16 protein-coding genes are annotated in these 24406 nt (G+C 37.1%); 4 read left to right on the forward strand and 12 right to left on the reverse strand.

The window, feature by feature from the left end; all coding sequences use genetic code 11:
- Positions 1 to 10: 10 nt before the first annotated feature.
- From GJU43_RS13460 to GJU43_RS13515, 12 genes are all read right to left on the reverse strand, one after another.
- Positions 11 to 3103, reverse strand: coding sequence for a TonB-dependent receptor (locus GJU43_RS13460; protein WP_154341272.1), 3093 nt, complete (start codon positions 3101 to 3103; stop codon positions 11 to 13).
- A 546-nt stretch (positions 3104 to 3649) separates the two neighbouring features.
- The gene (fsa, locus tag GJU43_RS13465) at positions 3650 to 4306 is read right to left on the reverse strand and encodes a fructose-6-phosphate aldolase (protein ID WP_154341273.1); all 657 of its coding nucleotides are present in this window, start codon (positions 4304 to 4306) and stop codon (positions 3650 to 3652) included.
- A 428-nt stretch (positions 4307 to 4734) separates the two neighbouring features.
- Positions 4735 to 6060 (reverse strand): xylose isomerase, encoded by a 1326-nt coding sequence (xylA, locus tag GJU43_RS13470; RefSeq protein WP_154341274.1) that lies wholly within the window; start codon positions 6058 to 6060, stop codon positions 4735 to 4737.
- Positions 6061 to 6064: 4 nt separating this feature from the next.
- Positions 6065 to 7552, reverse strand: coding sequence for a xylulokinase (locus GJU43_RS13475; protein WP_154341275.1), 1488 nt, complete (start codon positions 7550 to 7552; stop codon positions 6065 to 6067).
- A gap of 231 nt (positions 7553 to 7783) precedes the next feature.
- Positions 7784 to 8515: an NUDIX domain-containing protein gene (locus GJU43_RS13480; RefSeq protein WP_154341276.1), complete on the reverse strand. Its 732-nt coding sequence runs from the start codon at positions 8513 to 8515 to the stop codon at positions 7784 to 7786.
- A gap of 37 nt (positions 8516 to 8552) precedes the next feature.
- Positions 8553 to 9587: a glycoside hydrolase family 43 protein gene (locus tag GJU43_RS13485; protein ID WP_154341277.1), complete on the reverse strand. Its 1035-nt coding sequence runs from the start codon at positions 9585 to 9587 to the stop codon at positions 8553 to 8555.
- Positions 9588 to 9615: 28 nt separating this feature from the next.
- Positions 9616 to 11049 carry an MFS transporter gene (locus GJU43_RS13490; RefSeq protein ID WP_154341278.1) on the reverse strand — a complete coding sequence of 478 codons (1434 nt, stop codon included), beginning with the start codon at positions 11047 to 11049 and terminating at the stop codon, positions 9616 to 9618.
- 220 nt (positions 11050 to 11269) lie between these two features.
- Entirely contained in the window at positions 11270 to 12391 is a 1122-nt protein-coding gene (locus tag GJU43_RS13495; RefSeq protein WP_154341279.1) for an endo-1,4-beta-xylanase, read from the reverse strand.
- Between the two features lie 99 nt (positions 12392 to 12490).
- A complete protein-coding gene (gene uxuA, locus GJU43_RS13500; protein ID WP_154341289.1) occupies positions 12491 to 13660 on the reverse strand; it encodes a mannonate dehydratase in 1170 nt (389 codons plus the stop codon).
- 29 nt (positions 13661 to 13689) lie between these two features.
- Positions 13690 to 14427, reverse strand: coding sequence for an SDR family NAD(P)-dependent oxidoreductase (locus GJU43_RS13505; RefSeq protein ID WP_154341280.1), 738 nt, complete (start codon positions 14425 to 14427; stop codon positions 13690 to 13692).
- Positions 14428 to 14445: 18 nt separating this feature from the next.
- Positions 14446 to 16605: an alpha-glucuronidase family glycosyl hydrolase gene (locus GJU43_RS13510; RefSeq protein ID WP_154341281.1), complete on the reverse strand. Its 2160-nt coding sequence runs from the start codon at positions 16603 to 16605 to the stop codon at positions 14446 to 14448.
- A 303-nt stretch (positions 16606 to 16908) separates the two neighbouring features.
- Entirely contained in the window at positions 16909 to 17940 is a 1032-nt protein-coding gene (locus tag GJU43_RS13515) for a LacI family DNA-binding transcriptional regulator (RefSeq protein ID WP_154341282.1), read from the reverse strand.
- 254 nt (positions 17941 to 18194) lie between these two features.
- Between GJU43_RS13515 and GJU43_RS13520 the strand changes: the two genes are divergently transcribed.
- From GJU43_RS13520 to GJU43_RS13535, 4 genes are all read left to right on the forward strand, one after another.
- A complete protein-coding gene (locus tag GJU43_RS13520) occupies positions 18195 to 20822 on the forward strand; it encodes a glycoside hydrolase family 3 C-terminal domain-containing protein (protein WP_154341283.1) in 2628 nt (875 codons plus the stop codon).
- Between the two features lie 38 nt (positions 20823 to 20860).
- Positions 20861 to 22900: a transketolase gene (locus GJU43_RS13525; RefSeq protein ID WP_154341284.1), complete on the forward strand. Its 2040-nt coding sequence runs from the start codon at positions 20861 to 20863 to the stop codon at positions 22898 to 22900.
- Positions 22901 to 23134: 234 nt separating this feature from the next.
- Positions 23135 to 23701 (forward strand): Crp/Fnr family transcriptional regulator, encoded by a 567-nt coding sequence (locus GJU43_RS13530; protein WP_154341285.1) that lies wholly within the window; start codon positions 23135 to 23137, stop codon positions 23699 to 23701.
- Between the two features lie 61 nt (positions 23702 to 23762).
- On the forward strand, positions 23763 to 24215 hold the full coding sequence (locus GJU43_RS13535) for a hypothetical protein (protein ID WP_154341286.1): 453 nt from the start codon (positions 23763 to 23765) through the stop codon (positions 24213 to 24215).
- Positions 24216 to 24406: the final 191 nt, after the last annotated feature.

The following is a 24406-nucleotide window of genomic DNA, read 5'->3' on the forward strand; positions in this document are numbered from 1 at the left end:
TTCTTCTTGATTAAAATGTTAAATTAAGTCCGAATAAAAAATTTCTGGTCGAAGGTGTATTGGTTCCAATAACCAAAAACCTGCGCTGGTAAGTACCTGTTACGGCCTGATTTTCATCTCCAAAAGAATTTGTTTCAGGATCCATTCCTGATTTTCTGTTGTAAGGAGAGAAAAGTACAAACGGATTTTGCGCTGTAAAATAAAGTCTCAGCTTCTGAATACCAAAACTTCTCATAAATTCCTGATCTAAAGTATATCCAAGAGTTAATGCTCTGATTTTTACGTATGACGCATCAAAATAGCCCATAGTAGAAATGTATTTTGGATTATCACCACTTCTAATTCCTCTTGGATTAGGGAATTCAGCATCTCTGTTATCCGGTGTCCAGTAATCTACATCAACATTACTTCTTCTGCCATTTAAAAGATTCAAGTAACTGTTACCTCCATAAAGTGTGCTGATTAAAACACCGCCGCTTTTGAATGCTCCAACTGCAGAAAAATCAAAACCTTTATACGTTAAATTGGTATTAAAACCACCCTGAAAATCCGGGTCTGTTTCGATTATTTGTCTGTCACTTGCATTAATGGCACGTGTTGGTGTTCCATCCGGATTAAAACCTCCCGTATATTTAACTTTGATAGATCCTACCACTGTTCCTTGTTGGTTGATACCAGTAGGTCCGGGTTCTAATGTAGACATATAGGGATCGCCTTCCTGCCAGATGCCAACTTTTTCGTAATCATAAATAGAATTGATATTATAACCTACAAACCATGAGTTAGCCTCATCTCTTTGTGCTCCCGAAGCAAGTTTTACTAACTTATTTTGATTGGCATATAAATTGAACCCAACGGTCCAGCTCAACCCTTTTGGATTATCAAGGATAACTCCGTTTAAAGCTATTTCGAAACCTTTATTTTCAGTTTCACCAACATTACCAACATAACTGCTAACTCCTGATGTTGCCGGAAGATTTACTCTTTGCAGCAAATCTTTTGTATTTGTTTTGTAATATTCGATTGTTCCTGACAAACGATTGTTAAGGAATGCAAAATCTAATCCGTAATTCCATGTTGTAGAATATTCCCATCCTAAATCCGGATTAGGCAATGTTGTAACATATACACCTGTAGAATTCGTATTTCCAAAATTATAAGGTCTTGTACTTAACGCTCCCAAAGTTTGATACGGATCTACAGCCTGATTAGAAGTTTCTCCGTAACCTGCACGTGCTTTAAATAAATTAACCCATGAAAGTTTTTTCATGAAAGATTCATTTGAAATTGTCCATCCTGCAGAAACTGCCGGATAAGTTACCCATTTATTTCCTTTGGACAATCGTGATGAACCATCTGAACGAATTGTTCCCGAAATAAAATATTTATTATCGTAAGAATACATCGCTCTGGCCATATAGGAGCTTAATCCCCATTGTGTGTAATCCTGATTGGCAGGATTTATAACTGCTTCTTCTTCACTCTGACCTAAGTTGTAAAATTGAAATGCATCCGAAGTAATTCCGTTTCTTGATATTTGTGAAGTATTACCTGTAAACTGCTCATTTGAATATAATCCAACAAAATTTACGGTATGTTTTTCTGCAAAAGTTTTATCGTATGTGATAAGGTTTTCAATAAGCCATTGCGTTGATAATGTGTTGGTGATAGAGGCATTAGAAATGGTAGTAGGATTTACATCAAATACTCCCTGCCCTTCATAATAACCACTATTGGACAAACGTAAATTTAAACCGGTATTCATACGGTATTTCAAACCTTCTACTCCCGGTATTTTCACCTCGGCAAAAATATTATTATAAGAACTGAAAGCTCTGGTTTGATTCACATACGATTCTCCTAAATTATCAATGGATTCTCTGGTGTAAACCCAGTTTTCATCTGCTCCCATTCTAACTGTTCTTTTTAGAGATCCATCGGGATTGTAGGGATTGGCTAATGGAGAGGTTCCCAGAATAGTCCCGGTACCTATATTATCTCCATTAGTAACAGAATAGTTACTATTCGTATTAAATCCTATACGGAAAGCGCTGCCTATCTGCTGATCTAATCCGGCTCTAATACTGTAGCGCTCGTATTTTTGGCCAGGCAAAACAGACTCTTCTTTATAATAACCCAAGCCCGCATTATACGCTCCGCGCTCCGTACCTCCGGAAACACTTACATCATGACTAACCATTTCACCAGCGCCGTAAAGCGACTTCTGCCAGTCTGTATTGGTACCTCTTGCTTCATCAATACCATCTGTATATAAAGTGGTATAATCGCGAAGCGCCGCAAATTTTGCACCATTCATCATATCGTATTTACCAAAAACCTGCTTGATACCACTGAATCCATTATAATTAAACGTAGCTTTTTGATTTTTACGTCCTTTGTTACTTGTAATCAATATTACCCCGTTTGCACCACGCGAACCATAAATAGCTGTTGCTGATGCATCTTTTAAAACATCTACAGATTTTATATCTACAGGATTTATATCTCCTATAGAACCTGCAAACGGAACTCCGTCCAAAACAATTAAAGGATCATTACTTCCCGTTAAAGATCTGGTACCGCGTATACGAATCTGCATGGCAGCTCCAGGTTTTGTCGAAGTCTGAGTTAAATCTACACCTGCAAGTCTTCCTTGTAATGCCTGGGTTACGTTGGCAGCGGGTACTTCATTCAATTCGCTTCCTCCAATAGATGCTACGGATCCGGTTACGGCTTCTTTCCTTTGCGTTCCGTACCCAATAACAACTACTTCTTTTAATTGCGCTGAATCTTCTTCAAGACTTACATTAATTTGGGTTTGTCCATTTACTGTTACTTCTTTGTTTCTTAAACCTATAAAGCTAAAAACAAGAATACCGTTAGAAGGCACATTGATCGTATAAGTACCGTCGAAACCGGTGCTTACTCCATTTTTTGTTCCTTTTAAATTCACATTAGCACCGGGAATAGGACCATTGGCATCTGATACGGTTCCGGTAACTTTTGTCTGCGCACCCGAGTGGAGCGATAGCGCAAACATTAAGATCAAAAAATAAAAGCATTTTTGATGCTTCAATTTACTTGTAACAAAAAAGTTATTCATAAAAATTGATGTTAGATAGTTAAAATTAGATTTTGGTTTAGTTAATAAGTGTATTTATTACAAATATAAAAAAAAACAATTTATACACAATCGGTTGTTTGTTATTTTTTTTTGAGAATCGATAAAAAAAAGCACTATAAAAAACATAGTAAATAATTATTAAGACAAAATATTAAGCAATATTCATTTTACCAATTGGTTTTAATTCTAATTTTAATAATATTATGGCATTCTCCATCTTTCACTAAAAAAAACATAAAAGAAAAAAGGCCTCTCCAATAATGAAACTAGAGGGCCATAAACATCTTTTTTAAAGTAAAAATAGTGTTAAAATCAAAAATACAAACAGGGAATAAAGGATAGACAGGCCAATTACCTATTGTTCCGCTACATTTTTAATAAAGAGAGATCAAAATAGAACAACAGGCAATCGGTTGTTGCTAAAAAGAAAAAACTCCCTTCCAATTAAATTGAAAAGGAGTTTTGGCAGTGGTATAAATTTACTAAAAACAGCAAACTTTGATTCGTTAAAGTAGATGAAAAAAATTATAAATTCATTTTTTTTGCATCTTCAATAAATTGGTTAAGTCCTATATCCGTTAACGGATGTTTTAATAATCCTTTAATAGCAGAGAGCGGGCCTGTCATGACATCTGAACCTATTTTTGCACAGTTAACAATATGCATGGTATGCCTGATCGACGCCGAAAGAATCTGGGTTTTATAGTCATAGTTATCATAAATTTCCCTGATCTCCTCAATTAAATGCATTCCGTCTGTTGAGACATCATCGAGTCTTCCTAAAAACGGAGAAACATAAGTAGCACCTGCCTTGGCTGCCAATAATGCCTGTCCGGCAGAAAATACCAGAGTCACATTGGTTTTGATCCCTTTTGATGAAAAATATTTACACGCTTTTACGCCATCGGCAATCATCGGTAATTTAACCACTATCTGCGGATGCAGCTTGGCGAGTTCTTCTCCTTCTCTTACCATTCCTTCAAAATCTGTTGAAATAACTTCTGCAGAAACATCACCATCTACGATATTGCAGATATCCAGATAATGTTTCAATATACTTTCTTTTCCTGTAATCCCTTCCTTTGCCATCAAAGAAGGATTTGTTGTCACACCGTCTAAAACGCCAAGCGCCTGTGCTTCTTTAATATCGTTTAAATTGGCCGTATCTATAAAAAATTTCATTTTCTTTTGTTTAAGTTTGAGATCAACAATTCACTTTTTTTTGAAAGTTAATCTTTATTATGATGAATCAAATCCACTATTTTTTAGTGAAAGAAAATGTGTATTCCGATTTGTTTTAATCTTCAAAAAACATATGATAAAAAATAACCCACATCAAGAATTTTACCAAACAGACATTCTTTTTAGTTGCGTAATCACAAAAAACAGTAACTAACCATAAAACTATTTATTGAATCACTTACCATAAAAAAGTCATAACCGTAACACACATTCTCTTCATTTCACCAGGAAAAATCATCAAATTCCATGAAAATTGCTTTGCACGACTTTAACGTTCTAAAGCCATCAAACATAAGAATCTGTTTTTTCTTTCCCATTTCGTTTTCACTATTAAACTATAGCTTCAAAATAGTGACGTCTTTTAATAATTAAATGTACTGGTTGATAATATTTTCAAATAATTCCTGCTTACCGCTCTGAAGTGTTAGTTCACCATTTTGGTTTGCGATGTCATATAAATCTTTCAGGTTTAATTTTCCGTCAGCGAAATCTTTACCCTTTCCGGAATCAAAAGAACTGTATCTTTCTTTTCTTAGTTTTTCATATGGAGAAGAAGTAATAATTTTGTCAGCTGTCAATAATGCTCTTGCAAAAGTATCAGCACCACCAATATGAGCCAGGAAAACATCTTCCGGATCAGTTGAATTTCTCCTGATTTTAGCATCAAAATTCACACCTCCGCCTTGTAATCCTCCTGCTTTTAAAAACACAAGCATGGCTTCTGTAGTCTCCTGAATGTTATTTGGAAACTGGTCTGTATCCCAGCCATTTTGATAATCTCCTCTGTTGGCATCAATACTTCCTAACATTCCTGCTTTTGCAGCTACTTCTAATTCGTGCTGAAAAGTATGCTGGGCCAGAGTAGCATGGTTTACTTCAATATTAATTTTAAAATCTTTATCTAAACCGTATTCACGCAAAAATCCGATTGCTGTTGCCGAATCAAAATCGTACTGGTGTTTTGAAGGCTCCATTGGTTTTGGTTCAATAAAGAAAGTTCCTTTAAACCCCTGCGCTCTTGCATAATCTCTGGACATGGTTAAAAATTGCGCCATATGATCCAGTTCTCGTCCCATATCTGTATTCAGCAGAGACATGTACCCTTCTCTTCCTCCCCAGAAAACATAATTTTCACCCTCTAATGCAATAGTTGCATCCAAAGCCAGTTTTACCTGGCCTCCGGCTCTTGCCACCACATTAAAGTCCGGATTTGTTGCCGCTCCGTTCATAAATCTCGGATTAGAAAAACAGTTTGAAGTTCCCCAAAGCAATTTAATTCCCGATTCTGCTTTTTTCTGTTTCAGATATTCCGTAATGGTCGCCAGACGCTTTTCAGATTCAGCAAAAGTGGGGCCTTCGGCAATTAAATCATAATCGTGAAAACAGAAATAATCAAATCCCATTTTACTGATAAATTCGAAAGCAGCATCGGCTTTGTCTTTCGCCGCCTGAATAGGATCCGGTGACTGATCCCAGGCAAATTTTTGAGTTCCCGGTCCAAACGGATCACTTCCCTGTCCGCAGAAAGTATGCCAATAGGCAATTGCAAATCTAAAGTGCTCACGCATTGTTTTTCCGGCTACAATCTGATCCGGATTATAGTATTTAAACGCTAACGGATTGTCTGACTCTTTGCCCTCAAATTTAATTTGGCCAATCCCTTTATAGTATTCTTTATTTCCTAAAACTATCATTTCTTTATTTTTTATATGTTAATATTATTTCTAATTCCTGTTTCCATTTTTGATATGCCTCTTCATAAGGTGCTGCATTTTTTAGCGGTAAAAAGGTCATTACGTGATCGTTGGTTGTAATACTTGAACCAAATTTATTATAATCTCCGTCTTTTAAGCCAACTGCCCTTGCGGCACCAACTGCTCCTGTTGTATTGTAAATTTCGATTTCGTGCCCAATCAAAGTGGCAACCGTATTGGAAAAAATCTCAGAACGGAATAAATTATCATTTCCCGCCCTAATGACATTTATTGTAGCCTTATCCTCCTTTAAACATTCCATCCCGTACACAAAAGAAAAAGCAATTCCTTCCAGGGATGCCCGGAACAAATGTGCGCTGTTGTGAATATTTAAATTCAGATTTAAAAAATGTGTCCCTATGTTTTTATTGTTGAACATACGCTCGGCACCATTTCCAAAAGGAATTACCACAACACCTTCTGATCCTACCGCTATTTTTGAAGCTTTACGGTTCATGGTTTCATACGTTTCTGTTCCCATGTTATTTCGAAGCCAGCGATACTGAATTCCTGCTCCGTTGATATTTAACAATTTACCGATTCGGGGCGTATCTAATTCGTAATTAACATGTACAAAATTGTTTACTCTGTTTGTTTTATTCCCCGAAGACATTTCGCTTACCGCATAAAAAACGCCAGAGGTTCCTCCTGTTGCTGCTACTTCGCCCGGATTCAGTACGTTTAAAGCCAAAGCATTATTAGGCTGATCTCCTGCACGGTAAACAACCGGAATGCCAACAGGAAGACCGGATTCCTTTGAGGCTTTTTCGTTTACGATTCCCTGATTGGTAAAGTTCTCTACTATTTTTGGTGTCAAAGACTGATCAATTCCGTAATAGTCCAAAAGCCAGTTTGCTACCTTGTTTTCTTTATAATCCCAAAGCATTCCTTCAGACAGCCCATTTTTAGTTGTTGTGACTTCTCCTGTCAGTTTATAGGCGATATAATCTCCCGGAAGCATATATTTATAAATCTTATTGTAAATTTCAGGCTCGTTTTCTTTCACCCACTTAAGTTTTGAAGCGGTGAAGTTTCCCGGAGAATTCAATAAATGCTCTGAACATTTTTCGTGGCCGATTTCGTCGAAAGCTTTATTCCCAATTTCTACAGCACGGCTGTCACACCAGATAATGGAATTACGAAGCGGCTCACCATTTTTATCAATAATAACCAAACCGTGCATCTGATACGATATACCCACTCCCTGAATTTTTGAAGCCTCAATATTGGCTTCGCGAATGGCTCTTTTGGTAGCCGTACAGATGTGCTGCCACCAAATCCCGGGATCCTGCTCTGCCCAATCCGGGTGCAGCGACATGATTTCCATTTCATTCTGAGGCTCATTCAAAACAATTATTTTTTTGCCTGTTTCGGCTTCTACCACCGCTATCTTAACAGACGAACTTCCGATGTCATATCCTATATAATACATAACGCTATAATGATTCTCTTTAAATTAAATTTGTCGGCACTACTACCCGGAATCTTCGTAATAGGTAATAAATGCCCCTGCTTTGGTTCCTGATACTGAAAAATCAGTTAAAAAACTGAAGTCCTTATCCAGGTACTTTTTTTAATTGGTGTTTTATTGTAAGACAAAAACCAATATTTTCTCCGTACTTTAAATCTCTTTTTTGCTTACTGTTTGCTGCAATGGTATTATTTACTCCATAAAAAGTGATTTACCATAAAAATTGAAATCGAGTGTTTTCTGAGCCAGCATTTCGTTGTTTTTTAAATTTACACTGTAAAACCGTGCTGCCCTGTGCGAGACATCCGCTTCTTTTTCATTGGAATCATTTACCAGATCCATCTGAAATAATTTTCTTCTGAAATTAGATTTGTTTATTTCGATTTCTAAAATTTCTTCGTAAAGATGTATCACCTGTAACAATGTGAACTTTTCGGGCAATAAATTAAATCCAATTGCGCTGCTGCACATACTCTTTCGCAATTCTTTGACACTGTAATCTAAAATAATTTTATGTCTCTCGTTTAAACCTGTAATTTCATGAAGGCCGATCCATTTTACATCCTCGTTTAAGGTTTTGTTTACTGCGCTCCCTCTTTTTACCAATGCATAATATCCAATTGCAATATCTTCCTGTGATGAAGATCGGGATGAATAGCCGAAAGCTTTTAGCTGTGCTAAAAAAAACTGATCAAAGCCAATATATTTCTTTATAATATTTTGGGCTGTACCTGACATTGTTTCCCCTTTTTTAATATAATCATGAGCCAGTCCCCAGCTTACATTTTCCTGGTGCTCCTTTTGTTTCACCAGTAAAACTTTAAGACTATCCTCTTCAAAATTGAAAATAACACAATCAACTTCTATTCGATTTCCACTATATTGTCCGGCGATTTTTCTAACTTTTTCATCTCCTTTTTTCATAGAAAATAAAATTTAAACCTATTACTTTTCGTCAACTTTACTCTGCTGATCTTCTGATACCGTAAGGATCTATTGTAAGAATTGAACCATCTTCGTCATATGCTATTTTTGTCATTTTCATACTTCGCAAATGTGTTATCCCTTTTGACAAACTCGAATCATGATAAAATAAATACCAGTCCTCCTCTACCTTGCAAATCGAATGATGTGAGGTCCAGCCCACTACAGGGTTTAAAATTCGGCCCTGATAGGTAAAAGGCCCGTAGGGGTTATCGCCAATAGCATAACAAATAAAATGCGTGTCACCCGTAGAATAGGAGAAATAGTATTTTCCGTTGTATTTATGTACCCAGGAAGCCTCAAAAAAACGTCTGTCATTATCTCCTGCCAGCAGAACTTCTCCTTTTTCATCCAGAATTTTGATCTCCTTTGGCTCTTCGGCAAATTCGATCATATCATTACTAAGTAAAGCCACTAGAGGACCTAAAGCAGGTTCATTTTCAGCAGGTTCTTCATAATCCTGACTATAATTATTGTTTCGGTATTTTTGAAGCTGTCCGCCCCAAATGCCGCCAAAATAAATATAATGCTTTCCATCCGTGTCTTCAAAAACAGCCGGATCAATACTATAACTTCCTTTAATAGCTTCAGGCTGTGGTAAAAAAGGACCAACAGGAGAGTCGCTTATGGCAACTCCAATTTGAAAAATTCCATTTGAACGTTTGGCCGGAAAATACAAATAATATTTTCCGTTTTTACAAGCTGCATCAGGAGCCCACATTTGTTTTTCTGCCCACGCCACATCATTAACATGTAACGCCACACCATTATCTACAGTTTCAGAATTAATGTCTTCCATTGAAAACACATGGTAATCTTCCATCCCAAAATGATCTCCGTTATCGTTAAAAGGAATACCGGCATCAATATCGTGAGAGGGATAAATATAAATCTTACCATTGAATACATGTGCCGACGGATCTGCAGTGTAAATATGGGAAACCAAAGGCTGGGAAATCGCTTCTTTATTAATTTGATCGAAATTAATTTCTTCAATACTATCTTCAGGCATAGTGGTATTTTTGTTTTATATAAAATAATTAAGTTCTTCTGCTTTTTAAATCAGTCTCTATTTGTACTTCTGTTTTTTTATCAATTTTGTAGAAAAATAATAGCGCAACACCCGTTAAAAAAGGTATCGCAGGAAAAATACTGACCAGTAATTTGATTCCGTTTATCGCAAAATCTGTTTGGCTCAGAGCATTTGGCACATATTGGAAATACCCCAGGAACAAAGTTGTCAGTGAACCTCCAATACTAAGACCTGCTTTTAATCCTACCATCATTGCCGAAAAGATAATAGCTGTAGCACGGCGGTTATTGAGCCATTCTGAGTAATCGGCAACATCAGCAATCATTGCCCACAAAAGCGGAATTGTAATTCCATAGAAAAATCCATGCAAAATCTGTGAGAAAAACATAAAGCCGATAGCAGTAGGCGGAAAGAAATAAAAGGCGATAATAAATAAGGTCGAAATAAATAAAAACAAACCGAATATATTTCTCTTTCCGTATTTATCAGCCAAAGTTTTAGACAAAGTAATTCCCACGATCATAAAGATAATTCCGCCCGCATTAAATAATCCAAAACCTGCAGAAACGGGATCATTCCCAAAATGATTCAATCCTATTTTTGACAACACATCTAAAATTGGCTGTATAAAAAGTGCCAGCTGTTCTTTATTGACATAGTTCTCAAAATAATATACGTAAGACCCTCCTTTCATTGCCAGAGTAATGAATACCAGCATTGTAAGACTTAGCATAATTACCCAGGGTTTGTTTTTCATCAAATCACTTAAATCTTCACGAACACTGGATTTTTGTTCCGGTTTTGGAATAATACGCTCTTTTGTCGTTAAAAAAGTAATAAGCAGCATGATGGTACCAATAATAGCCAAAACGGTCATTACTTTTTCGATACCTACAGCTTTGTCTCCGTTTCCGGCACTTTTAATAATCCCAAGCATAAAAACCTGAACAAAGAACTGGGCAAACATAACGGCAACAAAACGATACGACGACAAACTGTTTCTTTCTTTCATATCGCCTGTAATTACACCGCTCAAGGCAGAATACGGCAAATTATTACTGGCATAAAACAGCAGTAATAAAGTGTAGGTTACAACGGCATAAATTACTTTTCCATGATACGAAAAATCAGGCGTTGTAAAAGCCAATAATGCAATGACGCCCAACGGTATAGCGGTTATTAAAATCCAGGGCCTGAATTTACCCCATCTTGTAATGGTCCTGTCTGCCAGTACGCCTATTATAGGATTAAAAACAAAAGCTGCCACTAATCCCACGACAAGCATAATGATGGACGAATCGGTAGGAGACAATCCATAAATATCAGTATAAAAATACGCCAGGTAAGTCATCAAAGTCTGGAAAACCAAATTTGCTGCAAGATCCCCTAAGCTATAGCCGATTTTTTCTTTAATGGATAATTTTTGTGAAATGTAATTCATTGGTAATGTGGTTAATTTGGTATGAAATCAAATTTTATCTTTCTAAGATTTCAAATAGTTTATTGGTATTTTAAAATACGTAATTTATAAAACAATCGGTTGTGTAAATTTATGTAAAAAAACAGAATCAGCAACTTCATCTTTAACTATTTCGTTAAAACAAACAAAATGCACATTCGGTTGCGTACTTTTCAAAAAAAAAGTTTTTTGGGAGAAATTTTTACTGTTTTGTTTCTTTTAACTCCATTACACTGTTGTAGGCTTTTTTAGGTTTTAAGTTTTTATCAAATAATAATGGGTAATTTGTCCTTCCTTTTATAGGCCAGTCGTTTAACCACGACTGTCCGTCATGAACTCCCCAAAATGTTACACGGCTGATTTTATCTTTATGCTTTAAAAATAATTTAAAAATCGAAGCATAACGCTCAGCCAGTTTAACCTGTACAGAATCCGGAAGTGTTTGAGGATAAGGATTCATCTTAGCATTGGATTCAAAATTCTGATTTACATCAGCGCCGTTTAAATCCTTTGGATTTGGCAATACAGAAATATCAAGTTCGGTAAAAGCAACTTTAATACCAAGGGCAGAATAAGCTAAAATACTTTTCTCAATTTCTTCCAATGAAGGATGCTGCAATTTCCAATGCGCCTGAATTCCAACGCCGTCAATTTTTCCTCCGCCTGCTTTTATTTTTTTGATTAAATTAATATTTCCTTCTCTTTTGGCCGGTTCTTCATTATTATAATCATTGTAATATAAATCTACTTTCGGATCGGCAGCAGCCGCAAATTTGAAAGCATCAACAAGATATCTTTCCCCAAGCGTATTTAAAAAAATCGATTTTCTTAAACTCCCGTCTTCGTTCAGAGCTTCATTGACCACATCCCAGGAATCAACCCTGCCTTTATATTTCGTAACAATTGTCGTAATATGATCTTTCATGAAAGCCTTCATTTCCGTACTGTCCTTAATTTTTTGCATCCATGGTGCCAGCTGACTGTGCCAGATTAAGGTGTGACCGTGAATAAACATTTTATTTTTCTCTCCATACGCTATAAATTTATCACTCAGGGTAAAGTCATATTGGTCTTTAAAAGGATGTATAAACATCGATTTCATGATATTCTCAGCTGTTATGGCATTAAACTCTTTTTTGATTAATGAATCAACCGCGGGATTTTTTTCTTCAATCTGATCTGCACTGAGGGCCGTTCCGATATAAAAATCATTTTTATAGCGGTCACTTAAAGAAGCCGTATTTTTTTCTTTTTCTTTTTTTGCATTACAGCCGCTTAAAATGATAAGAGACAAGAGCAGTAAAGAGTAATTAAATAATCTCATTTTTCCTGGTTTAAGGTTAGTAGTTAATTTTAGTATTTCAATTATAACGGGTACAAAAGAAAATTAAATTGTAAAGTCTTTAATCTTTATTAGCTGTGTTTACAATAATTCATTCAGTTTATAAGCGATTCCCATTTCCAATCCCCGTAGTTCGGCAAGCCCTTTTAATCTTCCTGTCAAAGAATATCCCGGATATGTTTCTTTTTCTTCATCAACCGCATGCAGAAAACCGTGATCCGGACGCATTGGCAAACTTACTTTTGTGGAATTCATTAGCAGAAGAATTTTTTCAACAATACTTTCCATTTTCGTATCGCCTTTCAGATGTTCTGATTCCCTGAAAACAGTTTCGCTTTCACGGAAGGTATTTCGAAGATGCAAAAAGTGAATTCTGTCACCACAATCATCAATAATTCTTTCCAGATTATTTTTCGGATGCGCTCCCAATGAACCAGTACAATAACACAGTCCATTAGAATTTAAGGGAACAGCAAGCAAAATGGCTCTGATATCTTCTTCGGAAGAAACAATTCGGGGCAGGCCTAAAACCGAAAATGGCGGGTCATCCGGATGTATGGCCAATTTAGCATCACACGCAGCAGCCACCGGAGCTACTTCTGATAAAAAATAAATCAGGTTTTCCCTTAATTTTTCATTGGTAATATGCGTGTAATTATCTAATAGCGAAAGAATTTGTTCCGCTGTAAAATTAATTTTGCTGCCCGGTAATCCTAATAACACATTTTTAAAAAGTAATGCTTTTTCTTCTTCCGAAAGTGTACTTCCAAATTGGAATGCTTTTTCTTTTTCTGTTTCAGAATAATCATCTTCTGAATGGGGTCTTTTTAATAAAAAAACATCAAAATAAGTAAAGGCTTCCTGATTATATAACAACGCTCTGCTCCCGTCTTCATTGATGAAATTGTGGTCTGTGCGAACCCAGTCCAAAATTGGCATAAAATTGTACGTGATAATTTTTATACCGCACTCTGACAGGTTTTTGACACTAATTTTATAGTTTTCAATGTATTGCAGGTAATTTCCGGTCGCGCGTTTTATTTCTTCGTGAACAGGCAGACTTTCTACAACTGTCCAGTTTAATCCGGCTTCGCTAATCATTTGCTGCCTTTCTTCAATGTCATCGATGGTCCACACCTCTCCAACCGGAATCTGATGCAGTGCCGTCACGATTCCCGTTGCTCCGGCTTGCCTTATATCTTTTAAAGTCACCTTATCCTGAGGACCAAACCAACGCATGGTTTGCTGCATTTTTATCATAATCTTATTCTTTAAGATTTTTAAAAACCAATACTGTTTCCTCCGTCAATGGGCAAAATAGTTCCGGTTGTATATTTTGATTCGTTCAGGGCAAAATAATAAACGGCATCTGCAATATCCGATGGTTCTCCCAAAACACCCATTGGCGTTCTCGAAAGTACTTTATTTTTTCTTTCGGGATCATTGTCCAGTGCTTTTGCAGACATTTTTGTTTTGATGAAACCCGGTGCTACACAATTTACCCGAATCCCAAAGGGCGCCAATTCCACGGCCATTGCACGTGTCATGGATTCAATTGCCCCCTTACTGGCAGAATAGGCAATTACTTTCGGAATTCCGTATTGTGAAGCCATAGAACTAATGTTGACAATACTTCCTCCTCCATTTTCTTTCATGTTTTTTACAACCTCTCTGCTCACTGCAAAAACACTAAGCAGGTTGGTGTGAATTATAGATAAAAAATCTTCATCGGTCACATCTGAAAATTCTTTTTTCAGATTGATTCCTGCATTGTTTACCAAAATATCAATTGGATTTTCCCTGGTCAGGTTTTCAATCATTTCTGCAATTCCATTAATATTATTAAGATCAAAAAGTACCGGAATTGCATTGGGTCCGACTTCTTTGCAGGCCTCTTCCGTTTTTTCTTTTGTTCTTCCGATTATATAGGTTCTGATCCCGTTATCGCAGAGTTTTTTTGCTGTTGCAAACCCAAGACCTGAATTCCCTCCGGTTACAATTGCCGTTTTTGTGTTCATAATTTTTTAATTTGAATATTAATTTCCCGGTGCAAAAGGAAATTTTAGTGATTTAAAATAGTCTAAGGACTCTTTTGGCGGCTCTACTCCGGCCGGCAATTCCTTACCCGAATATTGCTGAAAATAAAGCAGGCAGGCATCACGCCACCATTTTGCTTCTTTATACTGAATTTCCAATAACATTTGAACTTCCTTAAAACGATCAGCATCAACGTATTTTTGAGTTTTATTCCAGATGTTCTGCATTTCTTTTACCTGATTCACTCCCTCCTGATATTTCAGTGCCAGACCGTTCCAGAGTGTCTGACCGTTTTTTAATTTATAATCCCAGGAAACATGATGAAACCACAATAAATCGCTCTCCGGACAGGTTTCCATACTGTCAAAAATTTTCGCCACTTCGGGAGCATATTGTGCTGTAGCATTGGTTCCCGTTTTAGAACGGTCGAAACCTATTCCGTTTTTATCTGCTTTATGGTAATATACCGGATTCCATTCCGGCCTTGATAAATTAGAAACCCACGGACCGGGGCCATAATGATGACCGGTGTCCATAATATGATGTAAACCCAGAGGTGTCATATAATTGACAACTGCTTCTCTTGATTCAATCATCATCTTTTTAATTGGTTTTATGAAGTTTTCATCGTTAGAAAATGTACATCTCAGCCATTCATCAGCAATAGTTTCCGAGTCTAAATAAGGGTTCCATGCCAGTCTACCAAAACCATACCAATTGGCCTGCGCAAAAGGATGTCCGGTCCAGTTCAGATCATTTCCTATATTCGAAACACCGGCAATTCCGGTGAGTTTGGAAGAAGTTAAAGTACCATCAATTACTTTCGCAACCGTTGTACCTTTACCTTTCTGATAGGTTTCAGATTCTAAAACTTCCTGAAATAATTTGGGCAGAAAAACCAAATGCGTACTAAACCCCAGATATTCCTGTGTTATTTGAAATTCCATCATCAAAGGTGTTTTAGGCATTGCCCCGAAAATGGGATGAAAAGGTTCACGAGGCTGAAAATCGATCGGACCATTTTTTACCTGAACAATCACATTCTCTCTGAATTTTCCGTCGTAAGGCACAAATTCGGCGTATGCCTGTTTGGCTCGATCATTAGCATCATGTTCGGAATATACGAATGCCCGCCACATAATTACACCTCCAAAAGGCGCCACTGCATCGGCCAGCATATTGGCTCCGTCAACGTGGTCTCTTCCGTAATTTTGTGGCCCCGGCTGACCTTCGGAATTTGCTTTTACCAGAAATCCTCCAAAATCCGGAATTCTTTTATAAATTTCTTTTGCTTTATCCTGCCACCACTTTGCTACATCAGCATCTTTGGGATCTGCCGTTTTTAAACCACCAATTTCAATCGGTGCCGAAAAACGAGCTGTTAAATAAACCTTTATTCCATAAGGTCTGAATACATTAGCCAAAGCCTGCACTTTCTCTAAATATTGAGGTGTTAAGATTAGGGCATTTGCGTTTACATTGGTCAAAACTGTTCCGTTAATTCCGATTGATGCATTGGCACGCGCATAATCAATATAACGCTGATCGATAAAATCCGGTAGTTTTTGCCAGTTCCATAAGGAGAAGCCGGCATATCCGCGCTCTACCGTACGGTCTAAATTATCCCAGTGATTCAGTATTCTGATATTTGTTTTTGGTGCATCGGCGATATTTAGATTTTTAATAGCCTGATGAGTCTGAATCAATCTCAAAAAACTATAAACGCCATATAAAACCCCAATATCTTTTTTACCCGTAATCAAAATGTGCTTTTTATTTTTCACGGAAATTGATTTGATTATAAAACCTTCATTATTAATCAGATCAAAATTTCCAATTTCTTTCCGGATTTCGAAACTTAACGATTCTTTAGATCCAATAATAATAGTTCCTCCCGAAGTTATTGCCTTATTCTCAAATTTCTTTCCCAACATTTCCTCCAAACCTGATGCTAACTCTGCACCGGCAATTTTTACCGTCCCGGAATTTCCCAAAGAAACGATTCCCTGAATAGTGGAAAGATATGATGCCGCCAGGTCAGCGTTAGCAACCTTATTGTATTGCAGCCATAATTTATAATCTTTTTGAGCCGATACAGACCAGCAAACTGCGAAAAATAGTAAAACAGATCTGAAAAAAGTTTTTTTTATAGTTATCATTTTATTTGCTCTCTTTCAATTAAATCTTTAGCCACAAATCAAAAATTATATTTAAAACAATCTATTTAGCAAAAAAACTGCTAAAAAAATAGAGGATTAAAAAAAATAAACGAGTTGCAATCGGTTGTGCTAAAATACAAAAATATGACAATAAAAAAATAAAAATCGATTTTTTTAATTTTTTACCCTTTTTTCAGAAATTAAAATCAGCAGCTTCAGAATTAAAGAAGAGAATTATATAAAAAGAAAATAACCTGTTAATACAGACATATTAACAGGTTATAAGCAGGGAATAAATAATGTTTAAATCCTCTTCGAAGATTCCCGTACGAGGACTTGTGTATTTAAAAATGTAATTTCTTTAGCATCCTCTTCCTTAACCGATTTTAGATTTTTGATAATAAGTTCAGCTGCGGCTTTACCCATTTTCTCGGCAGGATGCGTTATAGTAGAAATATTAGGCTCAATGATTTCAGAGATTGGATCATTGTTAAATCCAATTACCGCAAACTCTTCAGGGATTTTAATCCCTCTTTTTTTAGCCGTCTGCACTGCACTTACGGCAAGAATATCCCCAGGAGCAAAAAGACCGTCAGGAGGAGGCTTTAAGTCAAATAACTGATTACAAGCCTTAACCCCATCCTCATATGTCATTTCTTTTAAATTTATAATCAGTTTATCTTCAATAGGAAGTTCATGCTCTAATAAAGCATCCATGTAGCCTCTTTTTCGCTCATTATAAAGTGTACCAAATTCTGATCCGGCTGTTAGATGTGCAATTCTTTTGCATCCTTGTTCTATAAGGTGCGTTGTTGCCTTGTAACCCGCCAGATAATTATTAATTACAACACGAAACGTATCATAATCTCTCGGTACCCTGTCAACAAATACGAGGGGAATATTGTTATTAGAAAATTGTTTAAAATGAGATGTATCCTTGGTTTCCATTGCAAGAGAGCAGATTACTCCGCTTACCCTGTTACTATACAAAGACTTAGCTAAATTTACTTCCATCTCGTAGGAGTCATGCGACTGCATAATGATAACTGAATATTCAGATTTTTGGGCCGTAATTTCAATACCACTTATTAAAGAAGACAAAAAGGGCTGCGTTATGGTTGGAATTAAAATACCAATAGTTTTTGATGTATTACCCCGCAAGCCTGCTGCCAGAGTGTTAGGAACAAATCCCATTTCTTTCGCTGTCTGCTTTACCTTTTTGATTGTCTTATCACTGATGGTATGATGATCTTTTAAAGCTCTTGAAATTGTTGATGTTGCAAGATTAAGCTTCTCGGCAATATCATATATCGTTACATGTCTGTGCTCTTCCATGAATTATAATACTATAATCAGTAAATGTAAGTATTTTAATGATATAACAATCCATTCGTTACACATTTAGCATATTACAAACATTATTCTGAATATTTAATTATTTTTTATAAGAAATTATCACTTTATCAAATATCTCACAAAACATAATTTTTTTATTTTAAAAAAAAGTTATTTCTTTACACAATCGGTTGTTTGAACACAAAAGTAAAATTTATATTACTCCATTTATAAATGCTAAAAAACCAAAGCTTATGAAATCACAAAAAACCAAATATATACTACTGTTATTTATCACCTGTTGCTGCTTCGGACAGGAAAAGCCCGGAAAGTTTTTATTTCAGGATCCGAATCTGACTTTTGAAGAACGGGTAAATGATCTGGTAGGCCGGTTGACACTTGAAGAAAAAGTAGCACAGATGCTCAATTCCTCCCCGGCAATCCCGCGGCTTGGAATAATAGCGTATGACTGGTGGAACGAAACATTACACGGCGTGGCACGAACTCCATATAAAACAACGGTTTATCCTCAGGCAATAGCCATGGCTGCAACATTTGATAAAAATTCTCTTTTTAAAATGGCCGACTATTCCGCTCTGGAAGGAAGAGCCATCTACAATAAAGCCCTGGAATCAAACCGGACCAACGAACGCTATATGGGACTTACGTACTGGACCCCTAATATAAATATCTTTCGCGATCCGCGCTGGGGACGTGGACAGGAAACGTATGGCGAAGATCCTTATCTGACCAGTATTTTGGGAGATTCCTTTGTCAGAGGCCTGCAGGGAGACGATCCCAAATACTTAAAAGCAGCAGCCTGTGCCAAGCACTACGCCGTACATAGCGGACCTGAATCTTTGCGTCATACTTTTGATGTTGACGTTACACCCTATGAATTATGGGATACCTATCTTCCCGCGTTTAAAAAGTTAGTGACCGGCTCAAAAGTCGCAGGAGTTATGTGTGCGTATAACGCCTTTAGAACACAGCCCTGTTGTGCCAGTGACATCCTGATGACAGATATCCTCCGTAACCAATGGAAATTTGATGGTTATGTGACCTCGGACTGCTGGGCAATTGACGACTTCTTTAAGAATCATAAAACCCATCCTGATGCAGAATCAGCTTCGGCTGATGCCGTTTTTCACGGTACCGATATCGATTGTGGTACAGATGCTTACAAAGCTTTGGTTCAGGCAGTAAAAAATGGAAAAATCACTGAGAAACAAATCGATATATCCGTTAAAAGGTTATTTATGATACGATTCAGGCTGGGAATGTTTGATCCTGTCACGATGGTTAAATATGCACAGACGCCGTCTTCTGTTCTGGAGAGTACCGAGCATGCTGAACATGCCTTAAAAATGGCCAGAGAATCAATGGTTTTGCTAAAAAATGAAAAAAACACACTACCGCTGAGTAAAAAGTTAAAAAAGATCGTCGTTCTTGGTCCTAATGCAGACAATTCTATTTCAATACTGGGAAATTACAACGGAACGCCAACTAAATTAACAACTGTTTTAAATGGCATCAAAGAAAAAGTGGGCAGCATTACTGAAGTGGTTTATGAACAAGCAACAGGCTTTACCAATGATACTTTATTAATATATCAGAATTTTAAAAATCACTATTCTTACGAAGGAAAACAGGGTTTTAAAGCAGAATATTACGACAACACCGATTTGTCGGGAAATCCGGCAGCAATACGGACTGAATCAGAGATAAACAACTTCTGGCAGGAAGGCCAAGCTGTTATTAAAAACATTAAAGCAAACCATTTTTCGGCACGCTACAGTACTAATTTTAAGGCAGACAAGGATGGCTCTGTTACATTTGAAGTAAGCGCTGATGACGGCTATCGTTTTTTAATCGATGGAAAAGAAGTGATTGACGCATGGAAAAAAAACAGATGGGGAGAAAAAACATTTAATTTAAATACCAAAAAGAATACCGTTTACAAGTTAGTTTTGGAATACTGGCAGGGAGAGGGAAAAGCAAACGTAGCATTACATACCGGAAATTTTGAGAAAACTGATTTTGCAAAATTAGTAGCCCGAAATAAAGATGCCGATGCCTTTATTTATGTGGGCGGAATATCCCCTCAGCTTGAAGGCGAAGAAATGCCGGTTAACTTTCCCGGCTTCGCAGGCGGCGACCGTACCTCTATCCTGCTTCCGGAAGCACAGACCAGACTGATGAAAGTACTAAAAACTTCCGGAAAACCAGTGATTTTTGTCATGATGACCGGCAGTGCAATTGCCATTCCGTGGGAAGCAGAAAATATTCCCGCAGTATTAAATGCCTGGTATGGAGGTCAGGCGGCAGGAACGGCAGTCGCTGATATTCTTTTTGGGGATTACAATCCTTCCGGAAGACTGCCCGTAACTTTTTATGCCAGCGATTCAGATTTATCTCCTTTTGTTGATTACAGTATGAACAATAAAACGTACCGTTACTTTAAGGGTACTCCTCTTTTTGGTTTCGGATATGGTCTTAGCTATACTTCCTTTAAATATGATGCGCTAAACATTTCTTCTAAAATAAAAAAGGGTGAAACTGTTTCTGTCTCTGTAAGCATAACCAATACCGGTAAAACTGAGGGGGATGAAGTTGCCCAGCTGTATGTAATCAATCAGGATTCATCTGTAAAAGCACCGCTGAAAAGTCTGAAAGGATTTGAAAGGCTTCATTTAAAACCGGGCGAAAGTAAAACAATTTCCTTTAATCTTTCCCCTGAAGACCTGTCTTATGTTACCGCCGAAGGCAGCCTAAAGCAATATGAAGGAAAAGTTAAACTTGCAGTTGGAGGTGGTCAGCCGGATGAAAAAAACCAAATAAAAAACAACCTCATCTCTCAAATTATTCAGATAGAAAAATAACATTCTATCGCTGTTAACGAATTAAAAAAACTAAAAAAATGAACAAGACAATAGACCAGTTATCATCAGATAACATTAGGGCTTTGGCCATTTCGATGGTCGAAAAAGCCAATTCCGGCCATCCCGGCGGCTCAATGGGCGGGGCCGATTTTATGCATATTTTATATTCTGAATACTTAAAATACGATCCTTCTGACATGCACTGGATTTTCAGGGATCGCTTTTTTATGGATGCAGGACATCTTTCGGCCCTGATGTATGCGCAATATTACCTGCTTGGGAATTATGAAAAAACAGATTTAGAAAATTTCAGACAATGGGGATCGGTTACTCCCGGACATCCTGAAATTGATGTTAAAAGAGGAATCGAAAACACATCAGGACCTTTAGGCCAAGGCCATGCAATGGGTGTCGGAGCCGCAATTGCAGCGAAATTTTTATCGGCAAGATTTGATAATTTATTCGATCATAAAATATACGGTTTTATAACCGATGGAGGCGTTCAGGAAGAAATCTCGCAGGGTGCAGGAAGAATTGCCGGACATCTGGGACTGAACAATTTCATCATGTTTTATGATTCCAACGATGTGCAGCTTTCCTCCATGACAGATGAAGTCACTACCGAAAATACGGCAATGAAATATGAATCATGGGGATGGAAAGTAATTACAATTGACGGTCACAATCACACCCATATCCGTTCAGCGCTGAATGCGGCTCATGCCGAATTGGAAAGACCCACTTTGATTATCGGAAGAACGATTATGGGAAAAGGCTGCGTCACGTCGGATGGAAATATTTACGAAGGGCAGTGCGAACTTCACGGAAAACCAATCGGAGCCACAAAAGCTGATTTCGTAAAAACACTGCAGAATCTCGGAGCAGATCCTGAAGATTCATTTGCTGTTTATACCGATGTGGAAGCTCATTATAAAACTATTTTAAACCAAAAAACAAGAGAAGCTTCAGAGCGAAAAGCGCAGATTTCGGCCTGGGAAAACCAAAATCCGGAATTGTCTAAAAAGATAAAACAATTCTTCAGCGGTGAGTTACCGGAACTGGATTTCAGTTCGATTACCCAGAAAGCAAACGCGGCAACCCGCGATGCTTCTGCGGCAGTTTTAGGATATCTGGCAGAAAATGTCGAAAACATGATTGTTTCTTCTGCCGATTTATCCAACAGTGATAAAACAGACGGTTTCCTGAAAAAATCTTCCGTTTTACAAAAGAATAATTTCAACGGAGGATTTCTGCAGGCCGGTGTTGCCGAACTCACTATGGCGGCAATTGCCAACGGAATAGCACTTCATGGTGGCGTAATTCCTGTAGTAGCAACATTCTTTGTCTTTTCAGATTATATGAAACCGGCGATTCGTCTGGCTGCAATTCAGGAACTTGCCGTAAAATATGTCTGGACACACGATTCTTTCCGTGTAGGCGAAGACGGACCGACACATCAGCCGATTGAACAGGAAGCACAGATTAGATTATTGGAAAAAATAAAAAATCATTCGGGCAAACAAAGCTTTTTAGCACTTCGTCCGGCCGATGCCATTGAGACTTCAGTAGCCTGGCAGCTGGCACTTGAAAATAAGAAAACGCCAACAGGACTGATTCTTTCAAGACAGGAGATTGCAGCTATTCCGTCAGGCGGAACTTCAAGATTCGAAGATGCTTCCAACGCCAAAAAAGGCGGTTATTTGGTAAAATCGAATGAAAATCCAGACCTTACTTTAATCGCAAACGGATCAGAAGTAAGTACACTTATTGAAGCTGCCCATGAGTTAGAAAACAGTAGTAAAATCAAAATAAATGTGGCTTCAATTATTTCAGAAGGCCTTTTCAGATCACAATCCAGAGAATATCAGGAAAGTATTATTCCGAAAGACGGACTGGTTTTCGGTTTAACAGCCGGACTTCCCGTTAATCTTGAAAATCTTGTGGGAAGCAAAGGAAAAGTTTTCGGACTTGAACATTTTGGATATTCGGCTCCAGCTTCCGTTCTGGATGAGAAATTCGGATTTACAAGCAAAAATGCCTTTCATGAAATCCTTAAATATTTAAAGGAAAATGAATAAACCTTACCGGTTGTTTTTTAAAATATATAAGTTGTATAACAAGTCTTCATTTTTAATTTAAAGGCTAAGAAGATATAATCATATCGTTTTAAGAATCTTACACTAAAGCAGAAATTGGCGTATAATGCGCCAATTTCTGCTTCTTTATCTATTACTTTTTTTGAAATAATACATTTTTAAATTTTACTTTTATTCTTTAAATTATTAAAATACAATTTTCAGAGATAAATAGAAATGGAGGAGATAAAAACATACTTTGAAAAACTTGTACCAATTTCGGATTCGGACTGGCACATTTTCTCTTCCAGACTTTTAAAAAGAGAATTCCTGAAAAAGGAATATATAGTGACCGCCGGCCAAAAGGAAAAATATCTATCCTTCATCGAAAAAGGAATCGTGCAATTTAGTATTCCGGCTTCTGAAGATGATCTTACCTTTGGGTTTGCATTTTCAGGAAATTTTGTAAGCGCCTATGATTTTTTTCTGACACAAAAACCTTCCGGTTATCACATAAAAGCTATAACAAATACCATTTTATGGAGTATTAGTTACGAAGACCTTCAGTATATCTATGCCGAAACAGCCATCGGCAATACTATCGGCAGAATGGCCAGTGAAGCCCTTTTTCTAAAAAAATCAAAAAGAGAACTATCACTGCTCACAGAATCGGCAGAACAGCGCTATTTGAATTTATTTACCGAGCAGCCTCACTTACTCCAGCTGATTCCTCTTAAATATATTGCCTCTTATATTGGTATCACACCACAAGCGTTAAGCAGAATAAGAAAACGAATTTCTTAACCCGGGTTCATTGTCTGGCATTGAATTACAGTGCAAATTTGCAATACAAAAATCAACAAACATGAAACCATTATTTATTTTACTTGTTAGTTTTATCGTATCTATAATTTTTACAAAAACAGGCAGCCACAACTACAATCTGCCTTTGGCCGGGAGAATTGCTATGTGCATAATGATGGTCTTTACAGCTGTCGGGCATTTTATATACGCAAAAGGCATGATAATGATGCTGCCGGATTTTTTTCCTTTAAAAAGAGAATTGGTATTCATTACGGGAATATTGGAAATCCTGATGGGAATTGGACTTTTAATTCCAAATACAAAAATGTACTGTGGCTGGATCTTAATTGTTTTTCTACTTTTAGTATTGCCTGCTAATATTAACGGCGCCTTAAAAAATATTGATTTTCAAAACGGAAGCACCAACGGACCCGGAATATCTTATTTGTGGTTTAGAATTCCTTTACAGCTTTTTTTTATTGCCTGGACGTTTTTCAGCTGTATTAAATACTAATTCCTTTGATACATGTTTAAAGGTCTATTTCATATCTTAACCGCAAAGCATGCAAGGAAAAAAGCGCAAGGTTCGCAAAGCTAGAATTAAACTTTGCCAACCTTGCGAAAACCTTTGCGCCCCTTGCGGTTAAAAACAAAAATCCCAAACTCCGGATTTGGAATTTGGGATTTTTAGAATTGGAATTTTCA

Origin of the sequence: Flavobacterium sp. LC2016-23, assembly GCF_009674775.1 — a bacterium.
Taxonomy (GTDB): domain Bacteria; phylum Bacteroidota; class Bacteroidia; order Flavobacteriales; family Flavobacteriaceae; genus Flavobacterium.